The sequence below is a fragment of the Maribacter ulvicola genome, from assembly GCF_900155985.1.
Classification (GTDB): domain Bacteria; phylum Bacteroidota; class Bacteroidia; order Flavobacteriales; family Flavobacteriaceae; genus Maribacter; species Maribacter ulvicola.
The window spans coordinates 1,285,037-1,309,892 of the sequence record NZ_FTMA01000001.1; the positions used below are offsets into that span (position 1 = coordinate 1,285,037).

16 protein-coding genes are annotated in these 24,856 nt (G+C 36.0%); 15 read left to right on the plus strand and 1 reads right to left on the minus strand.

Going from position 1 to position 24,856, the window contains the following annotated elements; all coding sequences use genetic code 11:
* Nucleotide 1 precedes the first annotated feature (1 nt).
* The 5 genes from BW936_RS05510 to BW936_RS05530 all read left to right on the plus strand — a co-directional run bounded on the left by BW936_RS05510 (nt 2) and on the right by BW936_RS05530 (nt 5,904).
* Nucleotides 2–562, plus strand: coding sequence for a c-type cytochrome (locus tag BW936_RS05510; RefSeq protein ID WP_076547284.1), 561 nt, complete (start codon nt 2–4; stop codon nt 560–562).
* Nucleotides 563–577: 15 nt separating this feature from the next.
* Entirely contained in the window at nt 578–1,912 is a 1,335-nt protein-coding gene (locus tag BW936_RS05515; RefSeq protein ID WP_076547285.1) for a quinol:cytochrome C oxidoreductase, read from the plus strand.
* A 32-nt stretch (nt 1,913–1,944) separates the two neighbouring features.
* A complete protein-coding gene (locus tag BW936_RS05520; protein ID WP_076547286.1) occupies nt 1,945–3,048 on the plus strand; it encodes a cytochrome c oxidase subunit II in 1,104 nt (367 codons plus the stop codon).
* A gap of 61 nt (nt 3,049–3,109) precedes the next feature.
* The gene (locus BW936_RS05525; RefSeq protein ID WP_076547287.1) at nt 3,110–4,939 is read left to right on the plus strand and encodes a cytochrome c oxidase subunit I; all 1,830 of its coding nucleotides are present in this window, start codon (nt 3,110–3,112) and stop codon (nt 4,937–4,939) included.
* A 137-nt stretch (nt 4,940–5,076) separates the two neighbouring features.
* Nucleotides 5,077–5,904 carry a GIN domain-containing protein gene (locus tag BW936_RS05530; RefSeq protein ID WP_076547288.1) on the plus strand — a complete coding sequence of 276 codons (828 nt, stop codon included), beginning with the start codon at nt 5,077–5,079 and terminating at the stop codon, nt 5,902–5,904.
* Here the strand turns inward: BW936_RS05530 and BW936_RS05535 are convergent.
* A complete protein-coding gene (locus tag BW936_RS05535; RefSeq protein WP_084181986.1) occupies nt 5,901–8,165 on the minus strand; it encodes an acyl-CoA dehydrogenase family protein in 2,265 nt (754 codons plus the stop codon). The genes BW936_RS05530 and BW936_RS05535 overlap by 4 nt on opposite strands.
* Before the next feature lie 129 nt (nt 8,166–8,294).
* Between BW936_RS05535 and ruvB the strand changes: the two genes are divergently transcribed.
* The 10 genes from ruvB to cyoE all read left to right on the plus strand — a co-directional run bounded on the left by ruvB (nt 8,295) and on the right by cyoE (nt 24,855).
* Nucleotides 8,295–9,317 (plus strand): Holliday junction branch migration DNA helicase RuvB, encoded by a 1,023-nt coding sequence (gene ruvB / locus BW936_RS05540; protein ID WP_076547289.1) that lies wholly within the window; start codon nt 8,295–8,297, stop codon nt 9,315–9,317.
* Nucleotides 9,318–9,319: 2 nt separating this feature from the next.
* Nucleotides 9,320–10,240, plus strand: a complete 921-nt coding sequence (gene queG / locus BW936_RS05545; protein WP_076547967.1) for a tRNA epoxyqueuosine(34) reductase QueG — start codon at nt 9,320–9,322, stop codon at nt 10,238–10,240.
* 166 nt (nt 10,241–10,406) lie between these two features.
* Nucleotides 10,407–11,726: an MFS transporter gene (locus BW936_RS05550; protein ID WP_076547290.1), complete on the plus strand. Its 1,320-nt coding sequence runs from the start codon at nt 10,407–10,409 to the stop codon at nt 11,724–11,726.
* 119 nt (nt 11,727–11,845) lie between these two features.
* Complete coding sequence (locus BW936_RS05555; protein WP_076547291.1) at nt 11,846–14,140, plus strand: NADP-dependent malic enzyme; 2,295 nt, start codon at nt 11,846–11,848, stop codon at nt 14,138–14,140.
* A gap of 75 nt (nt 14,141–14,215) precedes the next feature.
* Entirely contained in the window at nt 14,216–14,797 is a 582-nt protein-coding gene (gene ruvA / locus BW936_RS05560; protein WP_076547292.1) for a Holliday junction branch migration protein RuvA, read from the plus strand.
* A 5-nt stretch (nt 14,798–14,802) separates the two neighbouring features.
* The gene (sov, locus tag BW936_RS05565; protein ID WP_076547293.1) at nt 14,803–21,981 is read left to right on the plus strand and encodes a T9SS outer membrane translocon Sov/SprA; all 7,179 of its coding nucleotides are present in this window, start codon (nt 14,803–14,805) and stop codon (nt 21,979–21,981) included.
* Nucleotides 21,982–22,112: 131 nt separating this feature from the next.
* Complete coding sequence (gene gcvH / locus BW936_RS05570) at nt 22,113–22,493, plus strand: glycine cleavage system protein GcvH (RefSeq protein ID WP_076547294.1); 381 nt, start codon at nt 22,113–22,115, stop codon at nt 22,491–22,493.
* A 37-nt stretch (nt 22,494–22,530) separates the two neighbouring features.
* Nucleotides 22,531–22,878: a VanZ family protein gene (locus BW936_RS05575; protein WP_076547295.1), complete on the plus strand. Its 348-nt coding sequence runs from the start codon at nt 22,531–22,533 to the stop codon at nt 22,876–22,878.
* Between the two features lie 62 nt (nt 22,879–22,940).
* On the plus strand, nt 22,941–23,645 hold the full coding sequence (locus tag BW936_RS05580) for an energy transducer TonB (RefSeq protein WP_076547296.1): 705 nt from the start codon (nt 22,941–22,943) through the stop codon (nt 23,643–23,645).
* A 307-nt stretch (nt 23,646–23,952) separates the two neighbouring features.
* Nucleotides 23,953–24,855 (plus strand): heme o synthase, encoded by a 903-nt coding sequence (cyoE, locus tag BW936_RS05585; RefSeq protein ID WP_076547297.1) that lies wholly within the window; start codon nt 23,953–23,955, stop codon nt 24,853–24,855.
* Nucleotide 24,856: the final 1 nt, after the last annotated feature.

A 24,856-nucleotide genomic window follows, 5' to 3' on the forward strand; every position in this document is an offset into this window, starting at 1 on the left:
TATGAACAGTTTTAAGAAATTAGCAATAATATTCGGTTTCGCTATCGTAGCAACTTCTTGTCAAACTGAGGGGTCTAGAAACTATCAGTACATGCCTAATATGTATGAATCTGTAGGTTATGAAACTTATGGGGAAGTTGGTTTTTTACCTAATCAGTCAGAGGCAATGTTGCCACCGGCTAATACAATTAATAGAGGCTGGTTGCCTTATGAAATAGAGAATTCTCCAGAAGGTAAAGAATTATCTAGATTACAATCTAGTCCATTGGATTCAATGAATGTTGAATCTAATTTAGCTAAAGGTGGTCAATTGTATACTATTTATTGTGCCATTTGCCATGGCGATAAGGGTGATGGTAAAGGAACTCTTGTAAAAAGAGAAAAGATTTTAGGGGTTCCTAGTTATGCTGACCCAGTAAGAAACTTGACTGTAGGATCTACATATTATACAATTCATTACGGATTGAATTCAATGGGATCTTATGCATCTCAAATGAATACTGAGGAAATGTGGCAAGTATCTGAATATGTAATGAAACTGAAACAAGATTTAACCAAATAATAGGTAGACAATACTATGTATACGTTTTCAAATAGACTCAAAATAGCTTCCATTATACTAATGATAGTTGGTGCATTAGGAATTATAGGTGGATTTGTTATGGCTCCTGGAACTATAGCAGAGGCAAAAGAAATGGTAGCAAGTCATGATCAAGGTCATGGTGATGCTCATGCAGCTAAAGCTGATCATACAACAAATAAAAGTGATCATACAGTTGCAGAAACACATGGAGATGAACATGATTCTTCTCATGATCAGCATTTGTTGGATCAATTAAAGAATAGACCTTGGGCGGCATTATACGTAGCTGCATTCTTTTTTATGATGATATCTTTAGGGGTGTTGGCATTTTATGCGATACAACGTGCTGCGCAAGCAGGTTGGTCTCCTTTATTGTTTAGGGTGATGGAGGGTATTACAGCTTACTTGGTTCCTGGGGGAATTATAGTCTTTGTGATTTTACTTTTATCTGTCCTTCACATGAATCACTTATTTATATGGATGGATGAAAGTGTAGTGGCACATGATGCTCTTCTTCAGGGTAAATCAGGATATCTTAATCCTACGTTCTTCCTAATAAGAGCTGCTATATTTTTAGCAGGTTGGATAGGGTATAGAGAGTATTCAAGAAAATTATCGATTGCTCAAGATGCTTCTGATGATAATTCCAATTTTAAATTAAACTTTAGAATTTCTGCAGGCTTTTTGGTATTCTATTTAATTTCTGAGTCAATTATGTCATGGGATTGGATAATGAGTGTTGAACCACACTGGTTTAGTACATTATTTGGTTGGTATATTTTTGCCAGTATGTTTGTTTCTGGTATTACCGTTATAGCAATGGTAACGATCTACCTAAAATCTAAAGGACATTTGCCAGATGTAAATGATAGTCATATTCATGATTTGGCGAAGTTTATGTTCGGTATCAGTATTTTTTGGACCTATTTATGGTTTTCGCAATTCATGCTAATTTGGTATTCTAATATACCTGAAGAGGTAACATATTACGTAACTAGAATTGCAGATTATAGATTACCGTTCTTTGGTATGGTTGCTATGAACTTCTTATTTCCGGTTCTTTTGTTAATGAATAGTGATTATAAAAGAATTAACTGGTTTGTAATTTTAACTGGTATTGTGATACTGGCAGGGCATTACATGGACATTTTTAATGCTATTATGCCATCAACGGTTGGTAAGAATTGGTATATTGGTATTCCTGAAATAGGTGCTGTTTTATTTTTTACAGGCTTATTTATATTCTGGGTATTTAGAGCGCTGTCAACGCAGCCCCTACAACCAAAAAGAAATCCTTTTATTGAAGAAAGTAAACACTTTCATTACTAGTAATTAAGTAAAGTATAACATTTATATATACAATGACGACATTATTAACTTTAGCTGTACTTGTTCTTGTAGCCATTGCCATTTGGCAGTTGACTAAGATTTTTGAATTGTCACAGCTTAAAACTGAACAACACCAAATAGCAACGGATATTGATAATAAGAATAACGGTTATATGTTATTCGGGTTTTTGGTATTTATTTACGGAATTACCATTTTTAGTTTTTGGGAATATGGTAAGTTTTTGCTACCTGAAGCAGGGTCTGCGCACGGTGAGGAATATGATAGCCTAATGTTGGTTTCAATGATTATTATATTCATTGTTCAAACTATAACTCAGGCCTTATTGCATTATTTTGGATATAAGTATGCTGGTAAAAAAGATCAGAAAGCATTGTTTTATGCTGACAATGATCGTTTGGAGTTTATTTGGACTATCATTCCTGTAATTGTATTGGCGGGTTTAATTCTATGGGGATTATATACATGGACATCTATAATGGATGTAAATGATGAAGATGATCCATTGATCGTTGAGCTATATGCACAACAATTTAACTGGACTGCCAGATATAGTGGTGATGATAATGTATTAGGTGGGGCTAATGTAAGGATGATTGATATCGACAAAGCAAATATTTTAGGTTTGGACGAATCTGATTCTTATGCCCATGATGATATTATTGTAAAAGAATTACATTTACCTGTAGGTAGAAAAGTGAATTTTAAAATGCGTTCACAAGATGTGTTACACTCTGCTTATATGCCACACTTTAGAGCTCAAATGAACTGTGTACCGGGTATGATTACCGAGTTTTCATTTACCCCTATTTATACAACAGAAGAAATGAGGGCTAATCCTGATGTAATGGATAAAGTAAAAAGAACTAATAAAATTCGCGCAGAAAAAGCTGTTAGTACTGGAGAACAAATTGATCCTTGGGAGTTTGATTATGTATTGCTTTGTAATAAGATTTGTGGAAAATCGCACTACAACATGCAGATGAAAATAATTGTGGAAACTGAAGAAGAGTATAACAAATGGATGGAGAGTCAATCTACCTTTGCCGAAACGGTAATGAAAGATGATTTAAGTTCTGGACTTAATACCGTAAGTACCGTTTCTGCAGGAAAATAACTGTTAAGTCTCAAGTCAACAAAGCTATAATTAGAAAATTAATAAAAATAAGAGTACGATTATGTCAGCAACAGCACATGCACATGTAGATGATCACGCACATGACGATCATGGACATCATCATAAAGAAACTTTTGTAACAAAGTATATCTTTAGTCAAGACCATAAAATGATTGCTAAACAATACCTTATAACCGGGGTATTGATAATGGGTTTTATTGGTATTGCAATGTCCATATTGTTTAGAATGCAACTGGCTTGGCCAGGTGAAGCATTTCCTATTTTTGAGGCTCTTTTGGGTAAATGGGCTCCGGGTGGGGTTATGGATGCTGATGTGTATTTAGCATTGGTTACAATGCATGGTACTATTATGGTATTCTTTGTCCTTACTGCGGGGTTAAGTGGTACGTTCAGTAATTTATTGATTCCATTACAAATAGGTGCACGTGATATGGCATCTGGTTTTCTTAATATGGTTTCATTTTGGTTGTTTTTTGTATCGGCAGTGATAATGGTTATTTCATTATTTGTTGAAGCAGGACCTGCAGCAGCAGGTTGGACCATATATCCGCCTTTGAGTGCCTTGCCAATGGCTCAACCTGGTTCAGGATTAGGGATGACATTATGGTTGGTATCAATGGCAATATTCATTGCTTCGTCTCTTTTAGGATCATTAAATTATATCGTAACTGTTATCAATTTAAGAACTAAAGGTATGTCAATGACTAGATTGCCTTTAACAATTTGGACTTTCTTTGTAACCGCTATAATTGGTGTTGTATCATTTCCGGTTCTGTTGTCTGCGGCATTGTTATTGATAATGGATAGAAGTTTTGGTACTTCTTTTTTCCTTTCTGATATATTTATACAGGGAGAAGTTTTGCATTACCAAGGGGGGTCACCAGTTTTGTTTGAACATTTATTCTGGTTTTTAGGACACCCAGAGGTTTATATTGTGATTTTACCTGCAATGGGATTGGTTTCTGAAATTATGGCAACTAGTTCACGTAAGCCTATTTTTGGCTACCGTGCTATGATTGCCTCGGTACTTGCTATTGCATTCTTATCTACCATTGTATGGGGACACCATATGTTTATTTCTGGTATGAATCCATTCTTAGGATCGGTATTTACATTTACAACATTGTTAATTGCTATTCCTTCTGCGGTTAAAGCATTTAACTGGATTACAACATTGTGGAAAGGGAATTTACAATTAAATCCTGCTATGTTATTCTCTATTGGTTTTGTGTCAACTTTTATAACCGGTGGTTTAACAGGAATTATTTTGGGTGATAGTACATTAGATATAAATGTCCATGACACTTATTTTGTAATTGCACACTTTCATTTAGTAATGGGTATCTCTGCATTGTATGGTTTATTTGCAGGTGTATATCACTGGTTCCCTGTAATGTTTGAAGGGAAACTTTTAAATAAAAATTTAGGTTATGTTCATTTTTGGATAACTGCAATTAGTGCCTACGGTGTATTTTTTCCAATGCATTTTGTTGGTATGGCAGGTGTTCCAAGAAGATATTACGAAAATACAGCCTTCCCAATGTTTGATGAACTTACCGATATACAAGTTCTAATGACCGTATTTGCTATAATAGCAGCAGCGGCACAATTGATTTTTGTAGCTAACTTTATCTATAGTGTATTTTATGGAAAGGTTGGACCTAAGAATCCGTGGAAATCTAATACTTTAGAATGGACAGCAGAACAGAAACATGTTCATGGTAACTGGGCAGGAGCTATACCTGAGGTTCATAGATGGTCTTATGATTATAGTAAAGTTGATGCTAACGGTGAATATATTATTCCTGGTCAGGATTATATTCCACAACATATTCCTTTACAGGAAGATGAGGAAGAAATGAATCATTAGAATTATAGGATAGACATATAAAAAAAAGCCCAACTAGAAATAGCTGGGCTTTTTTTATACAATCATCTTAAGATATTGCTAAGTTGTTCTTATTTTAAATAAAATTAAATACCTTCATTTTAAACAGAAGTATACTTATGAAAAAGTTCACTCTTATTGTTATTCTATTACTAATAGGTGTTAATAGTTATTCTCAACGTAAGCCAAAGATAAAGGGGAATAAAAATGTGATAGAAGTTCGTGAAAATTTAGAACCGTTTACGGCTATAGAGTTAATGGATGATTTAGATATTGTTCTTCAAAAAGCAACTACAGAAGGTTATGCTTTAGAATTAGATGAAAATTTATTGGATGTTCTTCAATTTAAAGTTGATGATGGAATATTGCAGATTTCTTCTTTTTATAATATTACCGCCAAGAAGAAATTAGAAATTACCGTTTTGTTTCATGAGTTAGTGAGCATTAAAATGATGAATGGTAAAATTAGCATGCAAGATGTTATTTCTGGCCAAAGATTAAATGTGGAAACTTATGGTACATCAAGATTAGAATTGAATGCCACTGCCGATATAATGGATATTACCATGGAGGAAATAAGTTCTGGTGATTTTAATTTGGCAAGTGATTCTTTAAATCTCATATTGAAGGATAGAATTGATGTTAAATTATATACCACAGGGGCAAAAAATACCATATATATGTATAAAAATGCTTCGGCTAAATTGGAAGGGACAACAGACTTTTTGTCGGCTAAATTATATGGTAATACTTCCTTAAGAGCACCTGACCTGCAAGCAAATGATGTTTTATTAATTACAGAAGATTCTCCCGATATTGAAGTAAGAGCTCTAAATACATTAAGGCTTAGCTCAAAAGGAGGTACTAGGACCAAACTTTATGGTGAACCTGAAATTACCATATTAAATTTTCTAGATACCTCTAAGTTGCAGAAAGAACAAGATTAATTGGCTATAGGTGCCGTCATTAAATGATCAGGTATTCCAAACCCATCAACAAGGCTATCAAGGTGGGGTCTCAATTCTGTACATAGCCGCTCTACGCGTTGCCGGATGGCTTTTGACTTTGTTCCGCTAATATATCCTTGCTCTAAATACCATGATGCATCTTTTCTTATTTCATGAAGAGCGTATAAAGTGCCTAGTTTTTCAAAAAGTGCTTTATATTCTGCATTTGTCATAGCCTTATTATGCTCTAAAAATGATTTATAAGCCAGTTCAGCACTATATGCCTTACCAAGTGTCATTAAATGTGTTTGCACCTTTAAAAAGGCTTGATATGAAGGAATTCCTTTTTTAATATATCCTCTGATACGCATGGCAATGGTATATGTTAATCTTCTGGTTCTGTGTTCTAATGCGTGCACATGAAACTTTGGATTATATAAGTGTTCTTTATCCGTTTTGTTGGTGTACAGCGGATTTATAGTCGACAGCTTATCACTCAATTGTGAGCTCAACAATTTCAATACGGTTGAAAATCCTGCGCTGTTAAACTCGGCGTTGAAATTAGAAAGCACACCTTTGGCCGCTAATTGTAATAAAACATTATTATCACCTTCGAAGGTGGTGAATATATCAACATCGCCCTTTAAATCAGCAATTCTATTTTCTAAAAGATATCCTTTGCCACCACAGGCTTCTCGGCACTCTTGTATAGTGTCGTTTGCATACCAGGTAATGATAGATTTGAGCCCTGCAACTTGGGTTTCAATTTGTCTTTTATCCGGTTGTGATTCGTCGCAATAAAGTGACATCATTTTATCTAAGGTAATATGGTACACATATGCGCTTGCTAATAAAGGGGTCAAGCGTAATTGATGTGAAGGATAATCCATTAATAAATCTTCCTGTATTTTAACGCTATCATTGAACTGTCTTCTTTTTAAGGCGTGTTTTATAGCTACGGTCAATGCAAATTTGGCTCCTCCTAGCCCCGCTCTGGCTACACATATTCTGCCACCTACCAAGGTGCCCAGCATGGTAAAGAATCGCTTGTTCGGATTCTTGATTTCTGAATAGTAGTCTCCGTTGCCTAAAATAGTACCGTATTTGTTTAGCAGGTTATCTTTAGGGACTTCAACTTGGTTGAACCATATTTTACCATTATCAACTCCGTTAAGCCCAAGTTTATAGCCATTGTCTTCAACAGTTACGCCCGGTAACAATTCATGCTTTTTATTTCTAAGCGGAACCAGAATGGCATGGACACCTTCATTTTTTCCGTTCACAATAAGCTGGGCAAATACAGAGGCCATTTTTGAATGTATGGCATTACCTATATATTCTTTATTGTCATTTTTTCCAGGGGTGTGTATGATAATGGTTTCTGTGTTCTTGTTATAAGTAGCGGTCGTTTTAATTCCGCGAACATTTGATCCGTGTCCAGTTTCTGTCATGGCAAAGCATCCTAATAATGCTGATTTACCTGTTGCGCTTAAGTATTGGTCATGGTGTTTTTTGGTTCCTAATTTTTGAATACTGCCGCCAAACAATCCAAATTGTACTCCGAATTTGATAGTTAAACTTCCGTCTGCCCACATCATATTTTCAAAAATGGTAGCATAACCCTCCATATCATTGGTGCCGCCATATGCTTCTGGGTAAGCCATTGCCCCATAGCCTTTATCTGCTAGAAATTCTACCTGTTTTAAAACATGATTACGAAACTCTTCTTTATTGCGCCTTACCTCCCAAGAAAAAATAGGGTCTTTTAACACTGCTCTAAAGGAATCTATGGCTTCGGCATGTTCTCCTTTTAAAATGGTATCTATAGTTGTTGCGGAGTATTGTGATGATTTTTTTTCTAAATCAATATGTACGTCAAATAAATGATTGTAATGATTGGGCTGTATGCCCAAGTTGATTTCAATATTTTTTATTTGATCGTTAAAGGAAATATCGTTGTGGTAATGCGATGTTACTTTTTGACTGAATGCTGTTAGTGGAAACGTTTCGTGTTCTATCAACTTTACATCACTATTAATAATTAGTTGTTTCCAAGACTTGAACAATTCGTTCTTTGGCGGAGTTTTGACATTCAGCCACCCTTTAAGTTGTTTCTTGTCTGCTGAGGATAAGGAGACATCATTAGAAATGGCATTCTCAACAACATTTATTTCTGAGGCCGACAATAGGTCGTCTGACCATATAATATAAAAGACTGGAATATATTGTAATACTGGTGCAGTGTAATGTTCTTTTATCATGCCATGAAATTACAATTTTTAGTTATACTTTTTAGAAGTATAAAACCCTCATTTAGGTATTCTTTTAAATTGAATAAGCTGCCGATATAGGTGCAAAGTTATCTGGTGTTTGTCTATCTTTGTTAGTGTATGAACGAGTATTTAGATCCATCTAATGATGGTTTCTCTAATGAGGAACTTGATATTGAAAGAGCATTAAGACCTGTAAATTTTGACGATTTTACTGGTCAAGAGCAGGTGCTTGAAAACCTGAAGGTGTTTGTTGAAGCTGCCAATAGAAGAGGAGAAGCATTGGATCATACCTTGTTCCATGGTCCTCCAGGCCTGGGTAAAACTACGCTGGCAAATATTCTTGCCAATGAGCTTGGTGTGGCGATCAAAATTACTTCGGGGCCTGTTTTGGATAAACCCGGAGATTTAGCCGGTTTGCTAACAAATTTAGATGAGCGCGATGTTCTGTTCATTGATGAAATACACCGATTGAGTCCAATTGTTGAAGAGTATTTGTATTCTGCAATGGAAGATTATAAAATTGATATCATGTTAGAATCAGGACCTAATGCAAGGTCTGTTCAGATCAATTTGAATCCATTTACATTAATTGGAGCAACTACTCGATCGGGCTTATTGACCGCACCAATGCGTGCCCGTTTTGGTATTCAAAGCAGATTGCAATATTATTCTACAGAGCTACTTTCTACCATTGTAGAGCGTAGTGCAGAAATTTTACGCGTACCTATTTCACAAGATGCAGCCATAGAAATTGCAGGTAGAAGTAGAGGGACACCTAGAATTTGTAATGCCTTACTTAGAAGAGTGCGTGATTTTGCAGAGATAAAAGGCAATGGCGCTATAGATATGGAAATTTCAAAGTTCAGCCTAAAAGCGTTAAATGTTGATGCCCATGGTCTTGATGAAATGGATAATAAAATTTTAACTACTATAATTGACAAATTCAAAGGAGGACCCGTTGGTATTACAACCTTGGCAACCGCGGTATCTGAAAGTGCAGAAACTATAGAAGAGGTATATGAGCCATTTTTAATTCAGCAAGGGTTTATCATGAGAACGCCCCGTGGTCGTGAAGTAACTGAATTGGCGTACAAACACCTAGGAAGGATAAAAGGAGGAATTCAACCTGGCTTGTTTTGAGTATCGATATAAAACATAAATGGACAAATAGTATTAAAACCGAAGCCAAACGCCTCGGTTTTTTATCATGTGGCGTATCGAAAGCAGATTTTCTTGAAGAGGAAGCTCCAAGGTTAGAAAAGTGGCTCAATAATAACATGAATGGCGAAATGAGCTATATGGCCAATCATTTCGATAAAAGATTGGATCCAAGAAAATTAGTAGAAGGGTCTAAATCTGTAATCTCCCTTTTACTAAATTACTATCCTGAAGAAACGCAAACCGAAGATTCCTATAAGATCTCCAAATATGCTTACGGTCAGGATTATCATCATGTAATAAAAACGAAACTTAGGCAATTACAAGAGTTTATATCTGAAGAAATAGGTGAAGTCAACGGACGGGCTTTTGTAGATTCTGCTCCAGTACTTGATAAAGCCTGGGCGGCAAAAAGCGGATTAGGTTGGATCGGTAAACATAGTAATCTTCTAACCCAAAGAGTTGGTTCGTTCTATTTTATAGCAGAGTTGATCGTTGATCTGGAATTGGAGTATGATCATGCGGTTACCGATCATTGCGGTACATGTACGGCGTGTATTGATGCTTGCCCAACACAGGCAATTGTAGAGCCTTATGTTGTGGATGGTAGTAAATGTATATCTTACTTTACCATTGAATTGAAGAATGAATTACCTAATGAAATGAAAGGTTCTTTTGATGATTGGATGTTTGGCTGCGATGTTTGCCAAGATGTTTGTCCGTGGAACCGTTTTTCAAAACCTCATAATGAACCGTTGTTTAATCCTAATCCAGATTTGCTCAGTATGACCAAAAAAGATTGGGAAGAAGTTACCGAAGAGGTGTTCAGAAAAGTATTTCAAAAATCTGCAGTGAAACGAACAAAGTATAGCGGACTTACTAGAAATATCGATTTTCTGAAATAAACTTTTTTCAATCGTTTTCGTAAGCTTTTTTCTTTACTTATGACTTAGAGGAGACTTAATTATATTATATTGGTAGTCATGTGAAATTATATTATTTCTAATAAATTGTATGATTTATGTAGGAATGTAATAATATTCACTACCAAATTAATAACAATTCTCTTAGATGAAAATCAAAAAACCAAGTCTTAGTTTTTGGCAGATATTTAATATGAATGTTGGGTTTTTAGGAATTCAATATAGTTTTGGGTTACAACAAACAGCTATAAATCCTATCTTTTTGTACTTAGGTGCTCCAGAAGAGATGCTGCCAATTTTAAATATTGCCGGTCCAATAACGGGTTTAGTCGTACAGCCAATTATTGGTGCAATGTCAGATAAAACATGGTCTGAGCGCTGGGGTAGAAGAAAGCCTTATTTTTTGATTGGGGCAATACTGGGTAGCTTGTGCTTGTTTGCCTTTCCTCACAGTCCATTACTGTGGTTTGCAGTTGGTTTGCTATGGATTCTCGATGTAGGTAATAACATGGCAATGGAGCCTTACCGCGCATTTGTAGGTGATAAGCTTCCGGAAAAACAATTGAGCCTGGGATATCAGATGCAAAGTCTATTTGTGGGGGCAGGTATACTCTTGGCAAATGGCTCTATTGTATTGTTTCAATATTTATTTGGAGGAGAGTCTGTAGAAGTTGCCGGAACTATTCCTACTTGGTTGTACTATTCGTTTTATATAGGTGCAATTCTTTCTATTACAACAATTCTTTATTCAGTTTTGAAAACTCCGGAAATTCCGCCCTCATCAGAAGAATTGTCCGATATCAACACCGTTAAAGCTAAACCTTTCATAGAACGTATTGCTTTGCCTTTTAAGGAAATCATAGCGGCAATAAAGAAAATGCCCAAATTCATGTGGAGAGTTGGTGCAGTATATTTATTTCAATGGTACGCTCTTTTTATTTACTGGCAATATACGACGCCGTTGTTTAAGCTGACAATGGGGTATTCTACTGGTGAGGCAGCATCTCAATCTGCACAAATGAGCTTGACGTATAATATAGTAACTATGGTCGTAGCTTTGGCTTTGGTGCCACTTACCTTAAAATTTGGAGGTAAAAAAATATACGCGTTAAGCTTGTTCGGTACTGCTATCTCATTGTGTACTATTCCATTTATTTCAGATCCGTTTCTGGTTTTGGCGCCAATGGTTTTATTTGGAGTTGGATGGGCTGCCATGATGGGTATTCCTTACACCATGGTTTCAAAAGTGGTTCCGCAAGACAAACGTGGAGTGTATATGGGTATCTTAAATATGATGATCGTAATTCCTATGGGGATAGAGACGCTCACTTTTGGACCTATTTACAAGTGTTTGCTAGGTAATAACGCTATAAATGCTATGTTGTTTGCAAGTGCATTTTTTGCAATTTCCGGGTTTTTGGCATTGCGGCTTAATGTATCCAGTAAAGAAAAGGAGGGGAACTTGTAATGTAAAATGCTACTTTAAGCCAATGACAGTTGAATAATACATTTTGTTCATATAAATAGAGCACTGCTAAACACTTTCTTACAGAATACCTTTAAATTTGTTTTTTTAAATAGAAGCGTATGAGCAATGAAAAGCTAAGAAGAGAGGCACTTATTTATCATGCAAAGCCACAGCCCGGCAAGATAAAAATAGTTCCTACTAAACCATATAGTACACAACGTGATCTCGCTTTGGCGTACTCGCCTGGTGTAGCAGAACCATGTTTGGAAATAGCAAAGAATAAAGACAATGCTTATAAATATACCTCTAAAGGTAATTTGGTAGCCATTATTTCTAACGGTACGGCTGTACTTGGATTAGGAAATATTGGTCCAGAGGCTTCAAAACCGGTGATGGAAGGTAAAGGTCTTCTGTTTAAGATTTTTGCAGATATTGATGGTATTGATATTGAGGTAGATACTGAAGATGTAGAAAAGTTTATCGAAACCGTAAAAATGATTGCCCCAACTTTTGGTGGTATTAATTTGGAGGATATCAAAGCACCTGAAGCTTTTGAAATTGAGCGTAGGTTAAAAGAGGAGTTAGATATTCCTGTAATGCACGATGATCAACATGGTACCGCAATTATTTCTGCAGCAGCATTGTTAAACGCCCTTGAAATTTCTAACAAGAAAATAGAAGAAGTTCGCATCGTTATTAGCGGTGCAGGCGCTGCGGCTGTTTCATGTACAAAATTGTATAAGGCATTTGGTGCAAAGGCAGAAAATATAGTAATGCTTGATAGTAAAGGTGTCATTAGAAAAGATGCCGATAACTTATCGCCGGCAAAGAAAGAATTTGCTACTGATAGAAAAATAGATACGTTAGATGAAGCAATGGTAGATGCAGATGTATTCGTTGGGTTATCTATTGCGAATGTGGTTACTCCGGCAATGTTGACGTCAATGGCCAATAATCCTATTGTGTTTGCAATGGCGAATCCGGATCCGGAGATTGCTTATGATTTAGCTGTTGCTACTCGTAAAGATATTATAATGGCCACCGGCAGATCAGATCATCCTAACCAAGTGAACAATGTACTTGGTTTTCCATTCATATTCAGGGGAGCATTAGATGTTAGGGCTACGGTAATTAATGAAGCTATGAAAATGGCTGCGGTAAAAGCTTTGGCAGACTTAACAAGACAGCCTGTGCCTGAACAAGTAAATATCGCCTATGGCGAAACAAGATTGACTTTTGGTAAGGAATATATAATACCGAAACCATTTGATCAGCGATTAATTTATGAGATACCACCAGCTGTAGCTAGAGCGGCAATGGAAAGCGGTGTTGCAAAGGCGCCAATAGATGATTGGGATAAATACAGAGAGGAGCTAATGCTTCGTTCTGGGAACGACAATAAAGTTGTTCGTTTGCTTCATGGAAGGGCTCGTAGTCATGCCAAGAAAATTGTGTTTGCCGAGGCCGATCATTTAGATGTTTTGAAAGCGGCACAAATTGTTCATGAAGAGGGTATTGCAATACCTATTCTTTTGGGTAGAAAAGATATTATTCTTGAATTAAAAAAAGAGTTGGAGTTTGATGCTGACCTGGTGATAATTGATCCTATGTCAGAGGAGTTTGATGAGCGACATGTTCGTTATGCTACAAAATATTGGGAAAGTCGTAAACGAAGCGGAGTAACTTTTTACAGTGCCAAAATAAAAATGCGCGAGCGTAATTATTTTGGAGCCATGATGGTTCTTGAAGGCGATGCCGATGGAATGATTTCTGGTTACTCAAGAGCATATCCTACAGTAGTAAAACCTATTTTAGAAGTTATTGGTAGAGCAAGTGGAGTTAAAAAAGTAGCTACGGTGAATATTATGATCACGGATAGAGGTCCTCTATTTTTAGCTGATACGTCAATCAATATTGAGCCAAATGCCGAAGAATTAGCAGATATTGCAAAAATGACTGCTAACGTTGCTTCTAATTTTGGATTTGATCCCGTATTGGCAATGTTGAGTTATGCAAATTTTGGTTCTTCAACCCATCCGAACGCTAAAAAGGTAAGAGAAGCCGTGCGTATTCTTCATGAGACTAAACCAGATTTGGTGGTTGATGGTGAAATACAAACAGATTTTGCTTTAAATAGAGCGCTTCATGAGAGTAAGTTCCCATTTTCTAAACTAGCAGGTAGAAAAGTAAATACTTTGATATTTCCGAATTTAGAATCGGCAAACATTACCTATAAGTTGTTGAAAGAATTGAATAGTGCAGATTCTATTGGTCCAATCATGGTAGGATTAAGAAAAGCCGTTCATATTATGCAATTAGGGGCCAGTGTTGATGAAATAGTAAACATGGCGGCAGTTGCCGTAATTGATGCTCAAGAGCGCGAAAAGCGCAAGAAAGCTAAAGAATCAAAATAGTATTTAATTAGAAAACTAACTCAAATAGGGAAATAGGTAGGCATACTTCTTTCCCTATTTAATTTAAAAATAATCATGATACATCACTTAAGAGGAAAGCTAGTAGAGAAGAATCCAACTCATGTTATTATCGAATGTGGTGGTGTTGGCTATTTTGTAAATATTTCTTTGAACACTTTTTCTAAGTTGCCAGAGCAAGAGAATATCTCTGTTTTTACGCACCTTCAAGTGAAAGAAGATTCTCACACATTGTTCGGGTTTGTTGAAAAATCTGAGCGTGAAATATTTCGTTTATTACTATCCGTTTCTGGCATTGGGTCAAGTATAGCAAGAACCATGCTTTCTTCAATGTCTCCTTCTCAAGTTAGAGACGCCATTGCTAACGGAGATGTTGCTGCAATACAGGCTGTAAAAGGTATAGGAGCAAAAACAGCGCAACGTGTAATTTTGGATCTTAGGGATAAGGTCTTAAAAGTTTACGATATAGACGAACTTTCACTAAGTACAAACAATACAAATAAAGATGAAGCGTTATCTGCTTTAGAAGTTCTAGGCTTCGCACGTAAACAATCAGAGAGGGTTGTCGATAAAGTGCTTGGTCAAGATGCTTCGCTAAGCGTTGAGAATATTATTAAACTCGCGCTCAAAAATTTGTAATAAGTTTGAAAAACGGGGTAACTAAATTTCTTAAAGTTTCTTTTAAGCGCATCTTTGTATTCTTTATGTTTTTGGGTTCCATAACAATAGGTGTGGCTCAAGAGGCAGAAGAACAGGAAATTGATTCGGTAAAGACAGGATATGACCTGGGTAGAATTCTAATTGAGAATCCAGAAAGCATAGTATCAAAATATATTTATGACCCTAAACTTGATCGTTATATCTATAATGAAAGCGTGGGTAATTTTAATATCGGTTATCCTATTATTCTTACACCGGACCAATACTTTAAATTAATTAGAGAGGAAGGAATAAAATCTTATTTCAAAGAAAAATCTGATGCTTATTCAGGTAAAAAAGAAGGTAGTGAAGAAGCTCGTAAAAATTTACTTCCTAATTTTTATGTCAATAATGATTTCTTTTCTACCATTTTTGGGGGTAATACTATTGAGATCATTCCTCAAGGATCTGTGGCAATGGATTTAGGGGTTATCTGGCAGAAAAATGACAATCCTTCTTTATCTCCAAGAAACAGAACAAATCTTTCTTTTGATTTTGATCAACGTATTAGTCTTAGTATGTTAGGGCAAATTGGAGAACGTTTACAGGTAACTGCAAATTATGATACCGAAGCAACTTTTGATTTTCAGAATATTGTAAAATTAGATTACACGCCAACAGAGGATGATATCATCCAATCTATAGAAGTCGGTAATGTAAGTATGCCACTTAATAGCTCGTTAATTTCTGGTGCGCAGAGTTTGTTTGGTGTAAAAACCAAGCTGCAATTTGGTAAAACTTCGGTAACCGCAGTTTTTTCTGAGCAACGGTCGCAAAATAATACAGTAGTTGCACAAGGTGGTGGTACATTGAATGATTTCTCGTTAACGGCGTTAGATTATGATGAAAACAGGCACTTCTTCTTGGCTCAGTACTTTAGAGATAACTATGATGAAGCACTTTCTTCTTATCCGTACATTAAAAGTCAGGTACAGATTACCCGTATAGAGGTTTGGATTACCAATAGAACACAACAGACATTAAATGTCCGTAATGTAGTGGCTATCCAAGATTTAGGTGAAGCAGATAGAGAAAAAACCAGAGTTGGTCAAAACAATGGTAGTGCAAGCGGGTTTTTTAATGATCCAGCAAATTTAAGACCTAGAAACGGCGCCAATGATTTTGATCCGGCTTTAATACTGACTAGTGGCGGAGCTTTAAATGACAATATCAGGGAAATTGCAACAGTGGAAAGCGGATTCAATGCCGGGAGTTTTGCTGGTGGGTATTCTCCTAACCAAGGTTTTGATTATGCATATTTAGAAAATGCAAGAAAATTAGAGCAGGGTAGAGATTTCGATTTCAATACGCAATTAGGGTATATCTCTTTAAACCAACGTTTAAGTAATGACGAAGTTCTAGGGGTTGCGTATCAATATACCTATCAAGGTCAGGTATACCAAGTTGGTGAATTTGCAAATGGAGGTATAGAAGCTACGACAGTTACACAAGATGTAAGTACGGTTATTGAAAACAATACTTTAATATTAAAACTTCTTAAAAGTAATATTACAAATATCACCGATCCTATTTGGGATTTGATGATGAAGAACATTTATGCAACTGGGGCATATAGTTTAAGTCAAGAAGATTTTAAGATGAATATTCTATATTCTGATCCTACTTCAAGAAACTATATTACTCCGGTGGAAGAAGGTCCGGGGTCTGGTTGGCCAGAAGGTTTGGAGGAAACAATTCTTTTAAATGTCTTTAATTTGGACCGATTAAATGTCTATAATGATATACAACCTGGTGGTGATGGATTTTTTGATTTCATCAGTGGACAAACCATAGATGTACAGAATGGTCGTATCATATTTACCAAAGTAGAGCCTTTTGGAGAATATTTATATGAAAAGTTACAGAATGGTAACAGCGGTCAGTATGATGTTACTTCTGGTTATAATGCCAACCAAGAGCAGTATGTATTTAGAGATATGTATTCCTTGACTAAAACTGCGGCACTACAAGATCCGGAAAAAAATAAATTCTTATTAAAAGGTTCATACAAATCAGAAGGTAGTAATGGTATTTCTATTGGGGCGTTTAACGTGCCGCAAGGTTCTGTAACGGTTACCGCAAATGGTAGAACCTTACAAGAAGGTATTGATTATACGGTAAACTACCAATCTGGTACGGTTCAGATTTTAGATCCAAGTTTAGAGGCTTCAAATGTGCCTATCAATATATCGGTAGAGAACAATGCGGTTTTTGGACAACAAACACGTCGCTTTACCGGTGTTAATGTAGAGCATCAATTTAATGAAAAATTTATCTTAGGAGGAACTTTATTAAACCTGAACGAGAGGCCATTAACACAAAAGTCTACCTACGGGGTAGAATCTGTGAATAATACTATTTTCGGACTAAATACGAACTTTTCTACAGAGGTGCCTTTCTTGACACGTATGGTCAATAAGTTACCAAATATAGATACAGATGTACCTTCTAATATTTCTATAAGGGCAGAAATGGCTGCGTTGATACCTAGTTCTCCTAAAAATGCGGATTTTGAAGGAGAGACTACTACTTATTTAGATGATTTTGAAGGCGCGCAGGCGTTAATAGATATTAGGGCTTCTCTTGGGTGGTCTCTGGCTAGTATGCCTTTGGAATTTGGAAATGATGATCAACCCTTTGGTAGTTCTCCAGAAGATTTAAATAACTTAATAAATGGTTATGGTAGGGCTAAGTTGTCTTGGTATACAATTGATCCAATATTCTACACAACACAAAGACCTGCTGCAATAAGTGATGATGATATTTCTACCAATGCTACCCGTAGGGTATATATAGATGAAGTTTTTCCAGAAACAGATGTTGCTCAAGGGCAAACACAGGTGCAGTCTACTTTAGACATGGTCTATTATCCTGAAACTAAAGGTCCTTATAATAATAATCCAGATTTTGAAACTGAAGACCCAACAGAAAAGTGGGGTGGTATGATGCGTTCTTTAAGTAGTACGGATTTTGAACAGAGTAATGTTGAGTTTGTACAGTTTTGGGTAATGGATCCTTATGTTGATGGTATTGCAAATGGTTCAGGTGAATTGGTTTTAAACTTAGGTAATATTTCTGAAGATATTTTGCGTGACGGTAAAAAGCAATATGAAAACGGTTTACCAGGTGTAAGCAGTAATGATTTTGTGTCCCCAACTTCTTGGGGAGAAGTGCCGGCAACGCAATCACTGGTGTATGCTTTTGATGCCGATGAGGATAATAGAGGTTTACAAGATATTGGTTTTGATGGTTTAGATGATATCCGTGAAGCTGATGTGTATACGAATAATGGTGGTGATGATCCTGCCTTAGATAACTACGGGTATTACCTAAATAGAGAAGGTAGTATTTTAGATAGATATATAGATTTTAACAACCCAGAGGGTAACTCGCCGGTTACGGTTACCAATACGGATAGGGGGTCTACGACATTGCCAGATGTAGAGGATGTTGATAGGGATTTAACTATGAATACGGTAAATAGCTATTATGAATATCGTATTTCAATAAAGCCGAATACTTCTATTAACGACAAATATGTAACGGATATAATAGAAGGTACCGCAAGTGGAGATGTTAGAATACCAAATGGTGATGATGTTAATTACCGTTGGATCCAATATAAAATTCCATTAAGTGATTTTAGTGACGCTATTGGCGGCATTACAGATTTTAGGTCTATTAGCTTTATGCGTATGTATATGACGGGTTTTAATAGTCCTACTATTTTACGTTTTGCTACTTTAGATTTGGTTAGGGGAGATTGGCGTACGTATACGAATACGTTACAAGATAAAAATATTGATAGTGACCCATCTGATGACGGTACCACTTTAGATGTTAATACGGTCAATATTGAAGAAAACAGTAGTAGGGCACCAATACCTTATGTATTGCCTCCTGGTGTTATTAGAGAGCAGCTAAATAATAATAATACCATTATTAGACAGAACGAACAGTCTCTTTCTTTGACCGTTTCTAATTTAGAGTCCCAAGATTCACGTGGAGTATTTAAAAACCTAAATGTTGATATTCGCCAGTATGAGAAATTGAAAATGTTCATTCATGCAGAAAAAATTATAGATAGTGATTACGCGGATACGTCTACACCTTTGATCGGTTTCTTGCGTATAGGTACAGATTTTACACAAAATTACTATCAAATAGAACTGCCGTTAGAATTTACACCTTTTACCGCGGTTGCAGATGATGAGGTATGGCCAGAGAATAATGAGATGAATATTCTTCTTAGTGATTTAACAAAGGTTAAATCTCAATGGATTGCCGATGGTGATTTAAGTGATGTTCGTTTCTTTGAAATTGAAAATGATGAGGTGATTCCTGTTGGTGAGTTCGATGTTCGTACGCCGGGTAGAATTCGTATAGGTATAAAAGGTAATCCGTCTTTAGGTAGTATTCGTACTATGATGGTGGGGATAAAAAACCAGGATATTTTACCTGCAAGAGGTGAGGTATGGTTCAATGAACTTCGTTTGGCAGGTTTGGATAATAATGGTGGCTGGGCTGCAGTAGCCGCAGTTGATGGTAACATTGCCGATTTCGCCAATTTTAGCGCAACAGGCAGTAAAAGTACTTCTGGTTTTGGGTCTATAGATCAAATGCCAAATGAACGTGCTCGTGAAGATGCTATTTCATATGATGTGGTTACCAATGTTAACGTAGGGCAATTGCTTCCTAAAAAATGGGGTATACAATTGCCGTTCAATTACGGTATATCAGAACAAATGATCACACCAGAGTTTGATCCTGTGTATGATGATCTTAAGTTAGAAGATAGGATAACGGCAGAAGACACCCAAGAAGGTAAAGATGACGTGTTGGAGCAGGCTGAAGATTATACAAAACGCACCAGTATCAACTTAATTGGTGTACGTAAAGATCGAGGTGAAGAGGCTGATGCTAATTTTTATGATATAGAAAACTTTACATTTAATTACAGCTACAATGAAACTGATCATAGAGATTTTGAAATAGCGGAATTAAAAGAGCAAAATGTAAATACTGGTTTTGTATACAATCATAGTTTTGAACCGGTAGAAGTTGCTCCGTTTGCTAAAAAAGATTCGCTTTTAACAGGTAAGTATTGGCAATGGTTAAAAGATTTGAACTTGAATTTATTGCCATCTAATATTGGGGTTACCTCTAATATTAATAGGCAGTTTAACGCTCAACGTTTTAGAGATGTATATACAGATGGTGAGGATAGAATTCAATTGCCAGAGTTACAGCAACGTAATTACTTGTTCAATTGGCAGTATGCAATTAACTATAATTTGACCAAGTCGCTTCGTTTAAATTTGACCGGTTCTAATAATAATATCGTTAGAAATTACCTGAATGAAGATGAGCCGTTAGAATCCACTGACCGAATTATGAATGAACTGGGTATGTGGGACGGTTTCTTTGATGTAGGTGAGCCAAACAGACATTCTCAACAAATGCAGTTGAACTATGAGGTTCCGTTTTCTAAAATACCTGCGTTAGATTTTATTAGCACACAATATTCATATACCAGTAATTTTGACTGGCAAAGAGGTGGTGATGCGTTATTTGAAGTAGCTAATGAATATATAAATACGGTGCAGAATGCGAATACGCATACGATAACATCGTCTTTGACCATGCAAAAGTTCTATGACTTAATCGGACTAAAAAAGCGTGCAGCTCCTAAAGCATCTACTTCAGGACCTATACGAAGAGATAAATCTGGCGCTTTGTCAGAAGATTCAGAAAAAATAAAGGGAAAAACAAGCGATCTGTTCAATACGGTAGTAGATATCGTTACTATGGTAAAGCGACTAAACTTTAACTATAGTGAGAACAATGGTACGGTGCTTCCGGGGTACACGCAGTCTGTCGGGTTTGTTGGTACTACCAAGCCCACTATTGGTTTTTTGTTCGGTAGTCAGTCAGATGTTCGGTATGAAGCGGCAAGGAATGGTTGGTTGACAGGTTTTCAGGAGTTTAACGAACAATTCATCCAAAGAACAAATAAACAATTGAATATCACTGCAACTGCGCAACCAACAAAAGATATTACTATTGACTTGGTCGCGGACAGACAATTTTCAGACAGTTATCAAGAGAATTTTAATGTGGTGGATCAAGAATATAATGTTCAGTTGGGTAACAACTATGGTAGTTTTAGTATTTCTACTATGATGATCGGTACTGCCTTTGGTAAGAGTGATGAATTTGATTCCAATACATTTCAGGAATTTAAGGATAATAGAATTACTATTGCAAATAGAATAGCGGTAGAACAAGGTCTACCCGTCAATGCAGATGGTGAGTTTCCGGAAGGCTATGGAAAAACACAGCAAAGTGTTTTGTTGCCTGCTTTCTTTGCAGCATATACAGGACAAGATGCCGAACGTGTAAATTTAGATACGTTTAGAGATATTCCTATTCCTAATTGGAGTATAAAGTATACCGGTTTAATGAAGAGCAAGTGGTTTAAAAAGAAATTTAAGCGTTTTTCTTTGAGTCATGGATATCGTGCATCATATAGTATAAACTCTTACCAAACAAACTTAGAGAAAGTGCAGTTAATTAACGATGGTAAAGATGCTATTAATGCAGAGAATCTTGATATATTACCAGATCTGATTCTAAATAATGTGGTTCTTACAGATCAATTCAATCCTTTGGTTCGTGCAGATTTTGAAATGAAGAACTCTGTTAGTGTTTTGGCAGAAGTGAGAACAGACAGGGCATTGTCATTAAGTTTTGATAATGATTTAATGACAGAGATCAATGGTAAAGAATATACCGTTGGTTTAGGCTATCGTTTTAAAGATGTAAAATTTGTAACCAATATTGGTGGTAATAAAACAAGGTTAAAAGGTGATTTAAATTTAAAGGCCGATGTTACTCTAAGGGATAACATTACCATTATTAGAAATTTGGATATTAATAGCAATCAAATAACTTCTGGTCAGAATTTAATGTCATTAAAATTTACGGCAGATTATGCGTTGAGCAAGAGTTTAAATGCCTTGTTTTTTTATGATCATTCGTTTTCTAAATTTGCGGTTTCAACGGCTTTTCCACAAACAACCATTAATACCGGATTTACTATTCGTTACAATTTTGGTAATTAAAAAAGCTGTTTACTAAAAGCGAATTTCATTGCTTAAGTGCCTCTTGTCAAAAGATATGATAGATAATTATTTTGATAACCTAAGTTGAAAACTCTACATTTGCCGAAGTAAAAAAATAATAAAGGATTATAATGAATATACCAGCTGAATTAAAATATACGAAAGATCACGAGTGGATTAAGATAGAAGGGGACGTTGCCACCGTAGGTATTACTGATTTTGCCCAAGGTGAATTAGGTGATATTGTTTATGTAGAGGTAGATACGCTTGATGAGACTTTAGATCGCGAAGCTATCTTTGGTACGGTTGAAGCTGTAAAAACTGTTTCTGACTTGTTTTCTCCTTTATCTGGAGAAATTGTTGAATTCAATGAAGCACTAGAAGATGCGCCAGAAAATGTAAATAGTGATCCTTACGGTGAAGGATGGATGGTGAAAATTAAGTTTAGTAACCCTAGCGAGCTAGAAGATTTGCTGAACGATGCTGCGTATAAGGAATTAATAGGTGGTTAAAAACACTATTTATAAAATACTTTTCATAAGCTGGCTGATGTTTGTAACATTTTCCAGCTTATTTTCTTTCTCGGGTAATGCTACCTCAAGGTTTAATATACCACATATGGATAAGGTAGTGCATTTTACGTTCTATGGTGTTATGGTGGTATTAGGTTACTTGGCAATATCCAAACATAAAGAACAAAGGGTAGGTAGGTCTAAGTTGTTGTGGCACATAGTTTTATTCGCTGTACTATACGGCATAATTATTGAGGTACTACAACATGTAGCAACTACTGATAGACATGGAGATCTATTAGATGCACTTGCAAATTCTACCGGAGCAATGGTAGGAATGTTGGCGGTAAGATTTCTGTTTTTTCGGATACCGTCGTTAAAATGAAAATTTTAGTTGCATTTTTATGGATTAATTAGTTAAATTAGCAATCACTAAATTGAATATATATGGAACCTAAAAAGAATCCAAAGGCGGATTTAACAAAGAACAGCAGTCTTTATTTTGTTATCGGTTTGTTCGTAGTAATGCTATTTACTTTTGTGGCATTTGAATGGAAAACCTATGATGAGGTAAATGATTATGATATTTCTATGAATGTGGATGATCTTTTAGATGAAGAAGTTCCAATGACAGAACAAATTAAAACTCCACCGCCTCCACCGCCACCAGCTGCACCAGAAATTATTGAGGTTGTAGAAGATGAAGAAGAGGTTGAAGAAACTGTAATTGAATCTACTGAAACTAGTCAAGAAGAGGAAATCGTTGAGGTCGAAGATGTAGTGGTAGAAGAAATTGAAGAGGATGTTGATGTACCTTTTGCTGTTATTGAAGATGTGCCTGTATTTCCAGGTTGCGAGAACGAAAGCGATAAAAGAGCTTGTTTCAACAAAATGATTCAAAAGCACATTGGTAAAAACTTTCGTTACCCAGAAATTGCTCAAGAAATGGGTGTTCAAGGTAGGGTTAGTGTAATGTTCGTAATTCAGAAAGATGGTAGTATTGGTAACGTTAGAATGCGTGGACCAGATAAGAACCTAGAAAAAGAAGCTGCTAGAATTATAGGTAAATTACCAAAGATGACTCCTGGTAAGCAAAGAGGTAGAGCGGTTCGTGTTCCTTTTAGTATTCCAATTAACTTTAAATTACAGTAGTATTTACTTACTATATTAGATAGGATTATTAATCCCGGGCATACTGCTCGGGATTTTTTTTGCCTTGAGACTTTTGAGTTCTATTAATTCTAAGGTGAAGTAATTGTTAGGTCTGGGCTGTGTTCAAATTTCTGTTATGGAATAGGTTATTGTGAAATTTTAACGTAAAAGTGTCCAGTTTTTTTGTGTAGGCTATATGCAATGGGTAGCGGTATATCCTTTGTTGATTTCCATAAATTAGAAATAAAGGTTTTAGGTTGCAAAAATATGACTAGGGCGTTATCTTTGCAGATCTATTGAAAAAAGTATGAAGACGGCTGTTGGTTCGGAAAGGGAAGGTGCATTAGCATTGATTTTTGCCGATTTTAAGGAGATTACCAAAGCTAGATTGGCTATCAGTGTCGTTTTTTCTTCTATTGCAGGTTATTTTCTTGGAGCCTATGAGGTTCAGTGGGGTCAAGTATTGTTACTGGCGTTTGGTGGTTATTGTATGGTAGGTGCCAGTAATGCTTACAATCAGGTTATAGAGAAAGATTTAGATGCTTTAATGAAGCGAACTAAAAATAGACCTATTCCTGCGGGGCGTATGACCGTAAACATGGCAATGATACTTGCTGTTGTTTTAACGATTTTAGGTATTTTGTCTTTATATCTCTTAAATCCTAAAACAGCAATGTTTGGGGCTATTTCTATATTTCTTTATACAAGTGTTTATACTCCTTTAAAAACAATAACTCCGTTAGCAGTTTTTGTTGGTGCTATACCTGGTGCTATACCTTTTATGTTAGGATGGGTTGCAGCTACCGATGATTTTGGAATAGAACCGGGGACCCTTTTTATGATTCAGTTTTTTTGGCAGTTTCCACATTTTTGGGCTTTAGGTTGGATGTTGAATGATGACTATGCTGCCGGTGGTTTTAAAATGTTACCTACCGGAAAGAAAGATGCAGCAACGGTATTACAAATAATAATGTATACCATATGGATGATGGCGGTTTCCATTATTCCGGTTTACGGTATTACAGGAAGGTTAAAACTATCTGTTGTGGCAGCCGTGATTATTTTTATAATGGGGGCGGTAATGTTAGGTTTTGCATTGCAATTGTATAGAAAAAGAGATAATGTATCGGCAAGAAAACTAATGTTGGCAAGTGTTAGTTATATAACGCTCATGCAAATAGTATATGTAATAGATAAATTTTTGGCTTAAT

Bases quoted from the DNA above. Each gene is read 5' to 3' on its own strand.
- BW936_RS05510 (WP_076547284.1), top strand. From the start codon at position 2: ATGAACAGTTTTAAGAAATTAGCAATAATATTCGGTTTCGCTATCGTA.
- BW936_RS05515 (WP_076547285.1), top strand. From the start codon at position 578: ATGTATACGTTTTCAAATAGACTCAAAATAGCTTCCATTATACTAATG.
- BW936_RS05520 (WP_076547286.1), top strand. From the start codon at position 1,945: ATGACGACATTATTAACTTTAGCTGTACTTGTTCTTGTAGCCATTGCC.
- BW936_RS05525 (WP_076547287.1), top strand. From the start codon at position 3,110: ATGTCAGCAACAGCACATGCACATGTAGATGATCACGCACATGACGAT.
- BW936_RS05530 (WP_076547288.1), top strand. From the start codon at position 5,077: ATGAAAAAGTTCACTCTTATTGTTATTCTATTACTAATAGGTGTTAAT.
- BW936_RS05535 (WP_084181986.1), bottom strand. From the start codon at position 8,165: ATGATAAAAGAACATTACACTGCACCAGTATTACAATATATTCCAGTC.
- ruvB (WP_076547289.1), top strand. From the start codon at position 8,295: ATGAACGAGTATTTAGATCCATCTAATGATGGTTTCTCTAATGAGGAA.
- BW936_RS05550 (WP_076547290.1), top strand. From the start codon at position 10,407: ATGAAAATCAAAAAACCAAGTCTTAGTTTTTGGCAGATATTTAATATG.
- BW936_RS05555 (WP_076547291.1), top strand. From the start codon at position 11,846: ATGAGCAATGAAAAGCTAAGAAGAGAGGCACTTATTTATCATGCAAAG.
- ruvA (WP_076547292.1), top strand. From the start codon at position 14,216: ATGATACATCACTTAAGAGGAAAGCTAGTAGAGAAGAATCCAACTCAT.
- gcvH (WP_076547294.1), top strand. From the start codon at position 22,113: ATGAATATACCAGCTGAATTAAAATATACGAAAGATCACGAGTGGATT.
- BW936_RS05575 (WP_076547295.1), top strand. From the start codon at position 22,531: ATGTTTGTAACATTTTCCAGCTTATTTTCTTTCTCGGGTAATGCTACC.
- BW936_RS05580 (WP_076547296.1), top strand. From the start codon at position 22,941: ATGGAACCTAAAAAGAATCCAAAGGCGGATTTAACAAAGAACAGCAGT.
- cyoE (WP_076547297.1), top strand. From the start codon at position 23,953: ATGAAGACGGCTGTTGGTTCGGAAAGGGAAGGTGCATTAGCATTGATT.